Raw genomic sequence first — 12,776 nt, 5'->3', positions numbered from 1 at the left:
ACTGCGGGGCCCCGGAGACGTTCGGTCGTCATCGGGGCCCCGCACCCATGTCAGAGCCGCAGCAGCCCGTCCCTGATCCGCTCCAGCAGCGCCACCGAGGCGTCCCCGACGGCCAGTTCGTGCACCCGGACGTACCGCTCCGCCGCCAGGTCGGCCACCAGCACCCGGGCCACCCCGAGCGGGACGGGCAGCAGGGCGGCCAGCTCGGCCACCGAGCGGGGGGACTGGCAGAGTTCGACGATCCGGTGCCTCTCGAAGCCGAGTGGTGCGGCCAGCGCGGCGGGCGGGGCCGAGACCAGGGTCTCCAGCCGCAGCTCGTCCCGCACCGGCCTGGTCCGCCCTGCTGTCAGTACGAACGGCCGGACCACCGACCCGAGTTCGAAGCCCTCGGTCACCGCGCCACCGCCACCCGGTCGACGGTCAGCAGCCCGGCGGGCAGCAGCACGCTGGCGGTCACCCCGTGCACCGGCGCGGGCGCCAGGCGGACCCGGGCGCCGAGCCGCTCGGCCAGCCGGCCGACCACGTAGTGGCCGAGCAGTCCGTTGCGGCCGACCAGGAAGCTCTCCCGGCCGGTCAACCGGGCGTTGGCGCGCTCCAGCTCGGCCTCGGTCATGCCCCGGCCCTGGTCCATCACCGCGATCAGGTAGCCGCCTCCGCTGATCCTGGCGAACACCTCCACATCGGTGTCGGGTGCCGAGGCGGCCAACGCGTTCTCGATCAACTCGGCCAGCAGGTGCGCGACTTCGGCCACCGCACCACCGTCGAGCCGTGCCTCGTCCAGCTGACGCAGCACCACCCGCCGGTAGTCCTCCACCTCGCCGAGCGCGGCGCGCACCACGTCGCCCATCCCCACCGGCTGTTCCCAGCGGCGCGGGCTGCGCTCGCCGACCAGCACCAGGATGCTCTCGGCGTTCCGTCGCATCCGGGTGGCCAGGTGGTCCAGTTCGAACAGGTTGGCCAGCACGCCCGGGTCGTGCTCCACCTGTTCCAGCCCGGACAGGAAGCCGAGTTGACGGGTGACCAGCGCCTGGTTGCGGCGGCCCAGATTGGCCAGCGACTCGGTGGAGTTGCGCCGCAGCACCGCCTGCTCGACCGCCAGCCGTACCGTGGTGGCCGACACCCGGTCCAACGCGGCTGCCACCTCCGCCAGTTCGTCGGCCTGCGCGCCCCGCGCCGCACCGGGCAGGACGGCATCCTCCGCGGTGCCGACCCCGTCCCTGATCCGGGCCACCGCCTCCGGCAGTACCCGGTCGGCCAGCTCGTTGGCCTCGTCGACCAGCGCCGCCAGCGGCTTGGTCACCGAACGGCTCGCGGCCACCCCGAGCGCCACTGCGCCGGCCACCGCGACCAGCGCCAGGGCAAGCTCCCGGCCCAGCGACCAGAGCGCGGCCGACCGCAGCTCCGCCGCCCTGGCCCGGCTCTCCCCGGCCGCCTCGGCCTGCACTCGGTGCAGATCGTCGACCAGCGTGCTGGCCGCCTGCCACCAGTCGGCCGCCCGCACCGGCAGCCGTCCGCCCGAGTAGCCAGTCAGCGCGCGCTGCTCCATCCCGGCCACCGCCACCGCCGCCGGGCTGCGCAGTGCGGCGGCCAGCGCTGCACTCCGGGCGGCGGTGGCGGTGCGCGGGGCCTGCGCCAGCGCGTTGCTCTTCGCGGACAGCACTCGGACGAAGGCGGGGTAGTCCCCCTCGCCGAACGCCCCGGCGGCGAACACCCCGTTCAGCGTGCCGCGTTCCAGCGCCGCCGCCTCGGCGGCCTCGCCCAGCACCCGCAGGGTGGTCAGCGCGGCCTGCAGCTCAGGGTCCTGGGCGGTGGCCTCGGCGAAGGCGGCGGTGGAGAGCCCGCCGATCGCCTGGCTGAAGAAGTCGAGCGCCTCGGCCCGGGAAGCGGTGCCGGTGTCGGCCCGGCCGCGCAGTGCGGCCAGTGTGCCGAGCCCGCCGAGCGCCGCGCGGACGCCTGGGGTGCCGGGCGGTTCGGCGGCGAGCGCCTGGTCCAGCCGTTGCCTGGCCTGGTCGGCGGTGGCGCGCTGTTCGCCGAGGCGAGCCCGGAAGCTCTCGTCACCGCCGAGCAGACCGGCCGTCAGGCCGCGTTCGCGCTGGAGCTGTTGGACCAGTTCCTGGGTCGTGACCGCCAACGCCACCCGCTGGTCGGTGCGGCCTGCCGCACTGTGCCGGGTGGCCTCGGCGGCCGTGCCGAACGCGGCGATCAGCACCAGCGCACCGGTCGGGAGAGCGAGCAGCAGGGCCAGTCGGTGCCGGATGCTGCGGAGCGTACGCACGTCGGGGTTTCCCCTCGGCAGGCGGCCCGGCGGGGTGGGCGCACGGGGGAGCGGGGCCCGGCCCGGACGGGCCGTGGCTTTACCCCTGGGAGCGTAGGGGGCCGCCGTTGCAAGGGAGTTGCGCCGCCCTCAGCGCAACCGCCCGGCCGCCGGGGAGTACTCGGCAACCGGGCGGACCCCTGTCGGAAATACGGGGTGTCAGACCGTCAGTTTGCGCAGCGTCTCGTCGTGCAGCAGCCCGTTCGAGGCCACCGCGTCGGCGCCGTTCGGGCCCTCGATGCCGTCCAGGCCGGTGAACCGGCCGCCCGCCTCCTGCACCACGATGCACGGCGCGGCCATGTCCCACAGGCTCAGCTCCGGCTCGGCGGCGATGTCCACCGCGCCCTCGGCGACCATCATGTACGACCAGAAGTCGCCGAACGCGCGGGTGCGCCAGCAGGACCGGGAGAGGTCGAGGAAGGCGTCCAGCCGGGCCCGCTCCTCCCAGCCGGTGAGCGAGGAGTACGAGAGCGAGGCGTCCTCCAGCCGGGAGACCGAGGAGACGTGGATCCGGCTCGCCTTGGCCAGGCTGCGGCCCGCGTACGCGCCCAGGCCCTTGGCCGCCCACCAGCGGCGGTGCAGGGCCGGGGCCGAGACGATGCCGACCACCGGGTGCTGCTCACCGTCCGGGCCGACCTCCAGCAGTGAGATCAGGGTGGCCCAGACCGGGACGCCCCGGACGTAGTTCTTGGTGCCGTCGATCGGGTCGATCACCCAGCGGCGCGGGCCGGAGCCCTTGAGGCCGAACTCCTCGCCGAGCACCGCGTCGCGCGGGCGGGCCCGCTGCAGCACGCTGCGCACCAGCTCCTCGGCGGCCTTGTCCGCGTCGCTCACCGGGGTCAGGTCGGGCTTGGTCTCGACCTTGAGGTCCAGCGCCTTGAAGCGCTCCATGGTGATCGAGTCGGCCGAGTCGGCGAGGACGTGGGCGAGTCGGAGATCGTCGTGATAGTCGGCCATGCCCGAAAGATTAAGCGAGCGTCCACGGATCTGGACAGTTCGGCTCGCGAACTGGACGGTCCGTCAGTGCCCGGAGCCGCTCAGTTGGAGACCGATCACGCCCGCGATCACCAGGCTGATCGAGACCAGCTTGAGGACGGAGGTGGTCTCGTCCATGTAGATCATCCCGTAGATGGCCGTCCCGGCGGCGCCGAGCCCGGTCCACACTGCGTAGGCCGGGCCGACCGGGAGGGTCTTGAGCGAGAGGGTGAGGAGGCCGAAGCTGCCCAGGGCGAAGACGCAGAAGCTGACGGTGGGCCAGAGCTTGGTGAAGCCGTCGCTGAGTTTCAGGTTGATCGCGAAACCGGTCTCCAACAGTCCGGCGATGATCACCAGGGCCCAAGCCATCGGAGCCGACTCCCCTCGAAAGGCCGGACCGATTGATCCGACCTTCCTATGATCACCGCGCGAGGGGCTTCCAACACTTCTGACGGGCCGAAAGACTTCCGTCAGTCACCTTCCCGCGCCTCCTTGGAGGAGAGCAGGCGACGGAGCGAGTACAGCCGGGCCTGTTCGGCGTGGCCGTCGGCGACCCAGGCGTCCAGGGCGCAGTCGGGCTCGTCGTGGCTGCACGCGCGGGGGCAGCCCTCGGTGCCGGGCTCCAGGTCGGGGAAGGCCAGGATGACCCGGGACGGGTCGATGTGGGAGAGGCCGAAGGAGCGGAAGCCGGGGGTGTCGATCACCCAGCCGGGATCGAGGGCCTTCTTGGATCCTGGCTTCACCCCGGGCGGCGGCGGCAACCGGAGCGCCAGCGCCGAGACGGTGGTGTGCCGCCCCCGGCCGGTGACCGCGTTGACCACACCGGTGGACCGCTGGTGCAGCGGCACCAGGGCGTTCACCAGGGTGGTCTTGCCGACCCCCGAGTGCCCGATGAAGACGGTGGAGAGCCCGCGCAGGTGCTCCCGGACCGCCTCCGCCCCGGCGGTCTCCAGCTCGTCCCGCCGGGTCACCACGTAGTCGATGCCGAGCGGCGCGTACGCCTCCAGCAGCGGATCGGCCGAGGCCAGGTCCGCCTTGGTGAGCACCAGCAGCGGCCGCATCCCGGCGTCGTACGCCGCCACCAGGCAGCGGTCGATCAGCCGGGGCCGGGGCTCCGGGTCGGCCAGCGCGGTGACGATCGCCAGCTGCTGGGCGTTGGCCACCACGATCCGCTCGAACGGGTCGTCGTCGTCCGCCGTGCGGCGCAGGACCGAGCGGCGCTCCTCGACCCGGACGATCCGGGCCAACGTGTCCGCTTCACCCGAGAGGTCGCCGACCACGTGCACCACGTCGCCGACCACCACGCCCTTGCGGCCCAGCTCGCGCGACTTCATCGCCATCACCTGGCGCTCCTGCTTGGTGCCCGCCTCGACCAGGCAGGTCAGCCGGCCTCGGTCGACGGTCAGGATCATCGCCTCGGAGGCGTCCTCGTGCTTGGGCCTGATCCTGGTCCGGGGCTTGGAGCCCTTGCGGGCCGGGCGGTTGCGGATGTCGTCCTCGTCGGCGTCCTTGCCGTAACGGCGCATGTCCCGACTCCCCGTCAGCCCTGGCCGAGCAGGTCGGCCCACATCTGCGGGAAGTCCGGCAGGGTCTTCGCGGTGGTCGCCACGTTCTCCACCTGCACCCCCGGTACGGCCAGACCGATCACCGCGGCGGCGGTGGCCAGCCGGTGGTCCTCGTAGGTGTGGAAGATGCCGCCGTGCAGCGGGCGCGGCCTGATCCGCAGACCGTCCTCGGTCTCGGCGGCGTCGCCGCCCAGGTCGTTGATCTCCTTGACCAGCGCGGCCAGCCGGTCGGTCTCGTGCAGCCGCAGGTGCGCGATGCCGTACAGGTGCGACTCGGAGTCGGCGAGGGCGGCGACGGCCGCGATCACCGGGGTCAGTTCGCCCACGTCGTGCAGGTCGGCGTCGATCCCGTGGATCTTGCCGGTGCCGGTGAACTCCAGGCCCTCGTCGGTCAGTTGGCAGCTGCCGCCCATCCGGGTGTACAGGTCGCGGAGCTGGTCGCCCGGCTGGTAGGTGTGCTTGGGCCAGTCCCGGACGGTGACCCGGCCGCCGGTCACCAGCGCGGCGGCGAAGAACGGCGCGGCGTTGGAGAGGTCCGGCTCGACCACCAGGTCACGGCCGATCAGCGCGCCCGGGGTGACCCGCCAGACGTCCTTCTCGCCGCCGTCCTCCGGCGCGTCCACCTGGACGCCGGCCTTGCGGAGCATGTCGACCGTCATCCGGATGTGCGGGAGAGAGGGGACGGTGCCGCCGGTGTTCCGGATCTCCACGCCGTTGTTGTAGCGGGCGCCGGAGAGCAGCAGGGCACTGACGAACTGGGAGGAGGACGAGGCGTCCAGCTCGACCGGGCCGCCGTCCAGCGCACCGGTGCCGTGCACGGTGAGCGGGAAGCCGCCGCGGCCGCCGTCGTCGATCCGGGCGCCGAGGGCGCGCAGGGCGTCGATCACGCCGTGCTGGGGCCGCTCGTAGCTGCGCGGGTCGCCGTCGAAGTGCACCGGGCCGTCGGCGAGGACGGCGAGCGGGGGGAGGAAGCGCATCACGGTGCCGGCGTTACCGACGTCCACCTGGGCCGGGCCGTGGAGCTGGCCGGCCGGGATGATCCGCCACGCCTCGCCGCCGCCGGTGCCGCCGCTGGCGTTGTTGACGGTCTCCTCGATGCCGACGCCCAGGGCCCGCAGGCCGTCGGCCATCAGCTGGGAGTCCCGGCTGCGGAGCGGCCGGCGGATCCAGCCCGGGCCGTCCGCCAGCGCGGCCAGCACCAACGCACGGTTGGTCGCCGACTTCGATCCGGGGATGGTCACGGTGGCATCGACGGCGCCGGTCGCAACGGGGGCGGGCCACAGGGCTTCGGTCATGGGGTCAGTCTAGGTGCCGGTCGGCCTCCGGCCCGGTTGCGCTGTCGGGGAGCGGTGAGGAGGTCTGGTGCAGGGGTCGAACGGCAAAGTTCCTGACCACTTATGTAAGGGTGACCATTTTCGAGGCTGGCGTCGCAGTTCCCCGAGCCCCTGGTCCGCCCTACTGAGCGCAGCTGCCTAGGCGAGCAGCCAGGTGCCGCCCACGGTGAGGGAGGCGAGGGCGACCAGGAGGAAGAGGCCGACCCAGAAGAGCGGGCCGATCCGGGTGAGGCGGGCGAGTTGGTCGGCGTCGGTGCTGCGGGCGCCCTCGCGGCGTCGCTTGCCCTGGAGCTCCAGCACCGGGCGGACGCCCGCGAGGAGCAGGAACCAGACGCCCAGGTAGGCGAAGGCGGACTGGAGCTGGCTGCTGCCGTACCAGGAGATCAGGAAGAAGGCGGCTCCGGTGACCACCACCGAGAGCAGTCCGAAGGCGTTCCGGATCTTGATGAGCAGCCCGGCCAGCAACATGATCGCGATCCACAGCAGCTGGGTGACGTAGTGGCCGGTCAGCAGGGCGGCGCCGCCGAGGCCGAGCAGCGGGGGAGCGGTGTACCCGGCCGCCGCGGTGAGGATCATGCCGGGGCCGGTGGGCGGGCCCGAGGAGATGGTGAGGCCGGAGGTGTCGGAGTGCAGGCGGATGCCGGCGAGCTCCCGGTTGGTCAGCAGGGCGACCAGGCCGTGGCCGCCCTCGTGGGCGATGGTCACCACGTTGCGGCTGAGCCGCCAGACCGGGTGCGGGAGGATCGCGAGCAGGGCGACCGCCGCGCTGCCGAGCACCAGCCAGTGGGGTGGGGCCGGCTGGGTGGCGGTGAGGCCGTCCCACAGGGCGTCCCACAGTCCCGCGATGTCCATTCCGTACCTCCTTGCCGCGTTCGGACCAGCACCCTCCCATGCCAGGACGGCGGGAGGGAACCGCCCGGTTCTGCGGATCGGATGAGAAGGCCGTGGCAAGCTGATCACCATGTGCGGACGTTTCGCCTCCACCACCGCGCCCCAGGACCTGGTCGAGGTCTTCGGGGTCGAGCAGTGGGACCCGACCGAGACCATCGCGCCGAGCTGGAACGTGGCGCCGACCGACCCGGGCTTCGTGGTGCTGGACCGGGCGCCGAAGGGCGGCGGTGCGCCGGTCCGGCAGCTTCGGGTGGTGCGCTGGGGTCTGGTGCCGGCCTGGTCGAAGTCGCCGGAGACGGCGGTGAAGATGATCAACGCCCGGGCGGACACCGTGCACGAGAAGCCCGCCTACCGGCAGGCGTTCGCGTCCCGGCGCTGCCTGCTGCCGGTGGACGGCTACTACGAGTGGGAGACCATACCCAGCGAGAAGGGCAAGCCGCGCAAGCAGCCGTTCTTCGTGCACCGGGCCGACGGCACCGTGCTGGCGCTGGCCGGGCTGTACGAGTTCTGGCGGGACCGCCGCTTCCCTGCGGACCACCCCGAGGCGTGGCTGGTCACCTGCACGGTGGTCACCACCGAGGCCGAGCCCGCGCTGGCCCCGATCCACCACCGGATGCCGCTCTTCCTCGACCCGGAGTCCTTCGACGCCTGGCTCGACCCGGCGCTGAGCGACCCGGACGAGCTGCGCGGCCTGCTGGTCCCGCCGCCGCCCGGCGCGCTGCTGGCCCGGCCGATCGGCCCGGCGGTCGGCAACATCCGTAACAACGGCCCCGAACTGCTGCGACCGCTCGGCGAGCTCGAGCCGGACGACAGCACCCTCTTCTGACGGACTCTTCTGACGGAGCGCCATGCTTGTCCCCACCCCGGTCGGCGACGCCCGGATCACGCTGTACCCCGCCGACGGCAAGGCCCGCGCCCTGCTGGCGCTCGGCCACGGCGCGGGCGGCGGGGTCGAGGCCCGCGACCTGCAGGCGCTGGCCGCCGCGCTGCCCGCGCGCGGGATCACCGTGGCGCTGGTCGAGCAGCCCTGGCGGGTGGCCGGGAAGAAGATCGGCCCGGCCCCGAAGACCTTGGACCGGGCCTGGCTGCCCGCGATGGCCCAACTGGCCGGGCAGCGGCTCCCGTTGGTGGTCGGTGGCCGCAGCGCGGGCGCCCGGGTGGCCTGCCGGACGGCCGGGCCGACCGGTGCGGTCGGCGTGGTCGCGCTGGCCTTCCCGCTGCACCCGCCGGGCAAGCCGGAGCGGAGCCGGGCCGAAGAGCTGCTCGGCACCGGCTGCCCGACCCTGGTCGTGCAGGCCGGGCAGGACACCTTCGGCACGCCCGAGGAGTTCCCTGAACTCCCGGTCGGCCACCGGCTGGTGGCGGTCCCGTACGGCAGCCACGGTTTCGCCGTGCCCAAGCGGGCCCCGCTCGGGCAGGACGAGGCTTTGGGGCTGATCACGGCGGCGGTCGGGGACTGGATTCTGGAGCTCTGAACGCCGGGCATTCGACGCACCGGGAATTCCCTGACACCCGGCCGGGTTTACACCTGACGTCAGCAAGGTGTCCCGGTAGGAAGGCAGGGCAGGATGGGTTCGATCGCGTGCCCCGAACGGCCGGACGAGCGGGCGGCGGCCAGTGCCGCAGTGCCCGACTGGTCCGAGTGGCTGGTCGCGGGCGAGAAGCCCGTCAGCCCGATATCCTCGCTGTCGGGTCGGCCCACTCAGGTGCCGGCTCGTAAAGCCGAGGAGGTGGGTCCGGTCGTCGGAGCGGAGCACGAGGCCGAGCCGGTCGAGACGGAGCCGGGCAGCGAGATGCTGACCGGTGACGAGCTGGCCGAGGCGATCGGTGAGGACACCTTCCGGGTGTCGGTCGACGAGACCGACGACGCCAGACGCGACCGCTTCGAGCGGGACGCCCTGGGTTACCTGGACCAGATGTACTCAGCGGCGCTGCGGATGACCCGGAACCCGGCCGATGCCGAGGACCTGCTCCAGGAGGCCTTCGCCAAGGCGTACGCCTCCTTCCACCAGTTCCGTGAGGGCACCAACCTCAAGGCCTGGCTGTACCGGATTCTCACCAACACCTTCATCAACTCGTACCGGAAGAAGCAGCGGGAGCCCCAGCGCACCGCCGCCGAGGAGATCGAGGACTGGCAGCTGGCCAGGGCCGAGTCGCACATGTCGACCGGCCTGCGGTCGGCCGAGACCCAGGCGCTCGATCACCTGCCGGACAGTGACGTGAAGGACGCCCTGCAGGCGATCCCGGAGGAGTTCCGCATCGCGGTCTACCTCGCGGATGTCGAGGGCTTTGCGTACAAGGAGATCGCGGACATCATGGGTACTCCCATCGGCACGGTGATGTCCCGTCTGCACCGTGGCCGCCGTCAGCTGCGCGGCATGCTGGAGGACTACGCCCGTGAGCGCGGGCTCGTCCCGGCCGGCAGCGGGGCAGGGCAGGAAGCGAAGGGCTCGGGCTCATGAGCTGCGGCGATCCGCACGACACCGACTGTGGAGAGGTGCTCGACCACCTCTACGAGCTGCTCGACAACGAGATGGCCGAGGGCGACTGCGCCAAGCTGAAGGTGCACTTCGAGGAGTGCTCCCCGTGCCTGGCGGAGTACGGCCTGGAGCAGGCCATCAAGGCGCTGGTCAAGCGTTCCTGCAGCAGCGAGCACTCCCCGGCCGACCTGCGTGGCAAGGTGCTGGCCCGGATCGACTCGATCCGGGCGGGGCAGCGGGCCGGCGAGTCGCTGACGGTGGCCGAGGCCGCCGAGTAGGTCCCCCCGTAATGGTTCGCCGTCCGGTCGGTCATCACTCGTTCGAGTGAGTTGGCACTGCGCCGACCGGGGCATTCCGTGATCGGGCGTCCGCTCCGCCGGGACGGGCCCTATTCTCCTGACGAGCACTCAGCCCTTGGGTGCCCAAGGGGAACTGTGGCCGTGGCGGGGAGGCGGAGATCGCTGACGAGGACCCGGGCCCGGCTCTGCCGGGAGCGGCGCTGCGATACGGCGCCGTGGTGCTGCTCGGCGCGGTCGGCGCCCTGCTGCCGCTGGTGCTGACCGGCCCCGGCTGGCTGACCGGTCCGGTGGACTGGCCCCGGGTCGGACTGCTGGCCGTGCTGAACGTCTGCTGGGGCTCGCTCGCCCAAGGCGGCCCGACCCCGTGTCTGCGGCTGCTCCGGGCGGTAGTGCTCGGGCGGCGGCGGGCGGCCGAGCAGCCGTCGGCTCCGGAGCGGGCCGGGCCGGTCTTCCTGCCGGTGCTGTTCGCCGGGGTGCTGATGCTCCCGCCTGCCGCTGCCGCGCTGGTCGCGCTGCCCGCCGCGCTGACCGCCCCGGCCGTCGCACCGAAGGCCGCCCGCCGGGTCTGGAACGCCGCCCAGCTGGCGCTCTCCGCGTTCGCCGCGGCCGTGCTGTTCCGGCTGCTGCCCGGGCCCGAGCTGCTGCTCGGTTCCCGGTTCCCGATCGCGGTGCTGCCCGCGCTGGCGGCCGTACTGCTGTTCTGTCTGGTCAACTCCGCGCTGGTGGGCGGGATGCGGCGGCTGGCCGAGCCCGGCCGGCCGAGTGCCCCGCCGGCCGGTGCGGTGCTGCCGGCGCTGCTGCACGGGGCCGGCGGGCTGATGGTCGCGGTGCTCTGGCAGGGCCCGTACGGCGCCTTTGCGGCGGTGCTGGCGCTGCTGCCGTTCTCCATCTCGGCCTGGGTCTCCGCCCAGGGGCACCGGGAGCGGACGGCCCATCAGGCCACCGTCCAGGCGCTGGTGCAGGCGGTGGAGATCAAGGACGCGTACACCCGGGGCCACAGCGAACGGGTCGGCCGGGCCGCCGTGCTGATCGCCCGTCAGCTCGGGATGGCGGAGGACCGGCTGCGGACCCTGCACTTCGCGGGCACCCTGCACGACGTGGGCAAGCTCGGGGTGGCCACCGAGCTGCTGCGGCGGAACGGGCCGCTGACCGAGGCCGAGCGGCGGGCGGTCGAGGTGCACCCGGTGTTCGGCTTCGAGCTGGTCCGGGGGATCGACTTCCTCGGCGAGGCCAGGGACGGCATCCTGCACCACCACGAGCGGCTGGACGGGCGCGGCTACCCGAACGGCCTGGCGGGGGAGCGGATCCCGGAGTTCGCCCGGATCATCTCGGTCGCGGACGCCTTCGACTCGATGACCTCCACCCGCTCCTACCGGCGCGGCCGGCCGGTGGCCGAGGCGGTGACCGAGCTGCAGCGCTGCGCGGGCAGCCAGTTCGACCCGGCGATGGTGCTGGCCCTGGTCGAGGCGGTCCGGCTGCACGGCTGGGAGCCCGCGCTGCCGCCGCCCGGCGGCTGGGCCGGGGAGGTCCCGGACATCCCGCTCGGCGTCCCCGAACCGGCCCGCCGCCCGGCCGGCGACCTGCTGCCAGGTGCGCCGTGACCAGGGCACTCCGGGTCACCGCGGCCCTGCTCCTGCTGCTCGCCTGCGCCGACGCGCTCTCTCACGGCATCTCCGCGCCGCTGGTGGCGGCGGCCTTCGCTGCGGTGATCGCGGTCGGCGAGCGGGTCCGGGTCACTCTCCCGGGCGATCGCGAGCAGGCCCCGATCGGTACCGCCGTCGCGCTGGCGTACGCGCTGCTCGGGCCGCTGCACGGGCTGCCCACCACGCACGGCGTCTCGCAGGTGGTGGCGGTGGCCGGGATCGGCACGCTGGCCGGGCTCGCGCCGCTGCACAGTCGCCACCGGCACCGGCGGTGCCGCCCGGAGCCGGGCCGGGTGGACGGGGCGGTCCGGCGGCTGCTCACGGTGGGGTTCGCGGCGCTGCTGTTCCAGCCGCTCTACAACAGCGGCGCGCTGGACCAGCTGCCGCTGGCCGGGCCCGCGTACGGGGTGTTCCTGACGGGGGTGGCGGCGCTGGCCGCGCTCTGCGACGCCACCCTGGCGGCGGTCCAGCGGCGGGCCAGGACGGGGCTGCGGTTCGCCGCCGCACTGGAGGACGAGCTGCGCTCGCTGCTCGGGATCGGCTCGGCGATCGTCGCCACCGGGATGCTGATCAGCCTGCTGGCGGGGGAGGTGGGGCTCTGGGCGCTGCCGCTGTTCTGCGCCCCGCTGCTGCTGGCCCAGGCCGCGTTCCGGCGCGCGGCGGCCGTCCGGGCCACCACCGGGCAGACCATCGAGACGCTGGCCAGGGCCACCGAGGTGGCCGGGTACACCCCACCGGGCCATGCCCGCCGGGTGGCCGACACCGCCTGTGAGCTCGGCCGTGAGCTCGGCCTGGGCAGCCGGGACCTCGCCCTGCTGGAGTACGCCGCGCTGATGCACGACATCGGTCAGCTCTCGCTGGTGGAGCCGGTCCCGGACGGGGCCACCGCCCTGTTGCCCCAGCCGGAGCAGCAGCGGATCGCCCGGCTCGGCAGCGAGGTGATCAGCCGGACGGGCGTGCCCCGGCAGGTGGCCGGACAGGTGGCCAGGCTGGCCGATCCCTGTCACGGCCCGGATGGCGGCGCGGACCGGACGCTGCCGCTGGCGGCCCGGATCATCCGGGTGGCGAACGCTTTTGACGACCTGTCGGCCGCCGCCCGCCGCCGGGGTCTGACCGAGCAGGCCGGGCGGCAGGAGGTGTTCGCACTGCTCCGGTCGGAGTGCGGCCGGCTCTACGACCCCCGGGTGCTGGACGCACTGGCCCGATCCGCCACAGTCGTCGCCCGACCTGACTGAACTGCCTCGCGAGGAGCGCAGCCGACAGGCGGCGTGGTTG

The 12,776-nt window shown here is 73.5% G+C and carries 13 protein-coding genes; 6 read left to right on the top strand and 7 right to left on the bottom strand.

What is annotated here, in order from left to right; genetic code table 11:
- Positions 1-50: 50 nt before the first annotated feature.
- The 7 genes from ASC99_RS00855 to ASC99_RS00825 all read right to left on the bottom strand — a co-directional run bounded on the left by ASC99_RS00855 (position 51) and on the right by ASC99_RS00825 (position 7,040).
- Entirely contained in the window at positions 51-395 is a 345-nt protein-coding gene (locus ASC99_RS00855; RefSeq protein ID WP_057227038.1) for a DUF742 domain-containing protein, read from the bottom strand.
- Complete coding sequence (locus ASC99_RS00850; RefSeq protein ID WP_057227036.1) at positions 392-2,275, bottom strand: nitrate- and nitrite sensing domain-containing protein; 1,884 nt, start codon at positions 2,273-2,275, stop codon at positions 392-394. The genes ASC99_RS00855 and ASC99_RS00850 overlap by 4 nt, the downstream gene beginning before the upstream one ends.
- 198 nt (positions 2,276-2,473) lie before the next feature.
- Positions 2,474-3,271: a histidinol-phosphatase gene (gene hisN, locus ASC99_RS00845; protein WP_057227034.1), complete on the bottom strand. Its 798-nt coding sequence runs from the start codon at positions 3,269-3,271 to the stop codon at positions 2,474-2,476.
- A gap of 63 nt (positions 3,272-3,334) precedes the next feature.
- Complete coding sequence (locus tag ASC99_RS00840; protein ID WP_057227032.1) at positions 3,335-3,658, bottom strand: multidrug efflux SMR transporter; 324 nt, start codon at positions 3,656-3,658, stop codon at positions 3,335-3,337.
- 101 nt (positions 3,659-3,759) lie between these two features.
- Positions 3,760-4,815: a ribosome small subunit-dependent GTPase A gene (gene rsgA, locus ASC99_RS00835; RefSeq protein ID WP_057227031.1), complete on the bottom strand. Its 1,056-nt coding sequence runs from the start codon at positions 4,813-4,815 to the stop codon at positions 3,760-3,762.
- Between the two features lie 14 nt (positions 4,816-4,829).
- Positions 4,830-6,149, bottom strand: coding sequence for a 3-phosphoshikimate 1-carboxyvinyltransferase (gene aroA, locus ASC99_RS00830; protein WP_057227029.1), 1,320 nt, complete (start codon positions 6,147-6,149; stop codon positions 4,830-4,832).
- A 177-nt stretch (positions 6,150-6,326) separates the two neighbouring features.
- Complete coding sequence (locus tag ASC99_RS00825) at positions 6,327-7,040, bottom strand: M50 family metallopeptidase (RefSeq protein ID WP_057227028.1); 714 nt, start codon at positions 7,038-7,040, stop codon at positions 6,327-6,329.
- A 109-nt stretch (positions 7,041-7,149) separates the two neighbouring features.
- On the opposite strand from ASC99_RS00825, the gene ASC99_RS00820 reads away from it, so the two are divergent.
- The 6 genes from ASC99_RS00820 (at position 7,150) to ASC99_RS00795 (ending at position 12,736) form a co-directional block, all read left to right on the top strand.
- Positions 7,150-7,905 (top strand): SOS response-associated peptidase, encoded by a 756-nt coding sequence (locus ASC99_RS00820; RefSeq protein ID WP_057227026.1) that lies wholly within the window; start codon positions 7,150-7,152, stop codon positions 7,903-7,905.
- A 22-nt stretch (positions 7,906-7,927) separates the two neighbouring features.
- Positions 7,928-8,554, top strand: a complete 627-nt coding sequence (locus ASC99_RS00815) for an alpha/beta family hydrolase (protein ID WP_057227024.1) — start codon at positions 7,928-7,930, stop codon at positions 8,552-8,554.
- Positions 8,555-8,809: 255 nt separating this feature from the next.
- Positions 8,810-9,541 (top strand): sigma-70 family RNA polymerase sigma factor, encoded by a 732-nt coding sequence (locus ASC99_RS00810; RefSeq protein ID WP_369824306.1) that lies wholly within the window; start codon positions 8,810-8,812, stop codon positions 9,539-9,541.
- Complete coding sequence (rsrA, locus tag ASC99_RS00805) at positions 9,538-9,837, top strand: mycothiol system anti-sigma-R factor (protein ID WP_057227022.1); 300 nt, start codon at positions 9,538-9,540, stop codon at positions 9,835-9,837. The genes ASC99_RS00810 and rsrA overlap by 4 nt, the downstream gene beginning before the upstream one ends.
- 140 nt (positions 9,838-9,977) lie before the next feature.
- Positions 9,978-11,459, top strand: a complete 1,482-nt coding sequence (locus ASC99_RS00800) for an HD-GYP domain-containing protein (RefSeq protein ID WP_369824291.1) — start codon at positions 9,978-9,980, stop codon at positions 11,457-11,459.
- Positions 11,456-12,736 (top strand): HD domain-containing phosphohydrolase, encoded by a 1,281-nt coding sequence (locus tag ASC99_RS00795; protein ID WP_157531316.1) that lies wholly within the window; start codon positions 11,456-11,458, stop codon positions 12,734-12,736. Before ASC99_RS00800 ends, ASC99_RS00795 begins: the two co-directional genes overlap by 4 nt.
- Positions 12,737-12,776: the final 40 nt, after the last annotated feature.

Source organism: Kitasatospora sp. Root107, assembly GCF_001424875.1.
GTDB lineage: Bacteria > Actinomycetota > Actinomycetes > Streptomycetales > Streptomycetaceae > Kitasatospora.
Note: the sequence above shows the minus strand (reverse complement) of the source record. Positions and strands in the feature narration are given on the sequence as shown.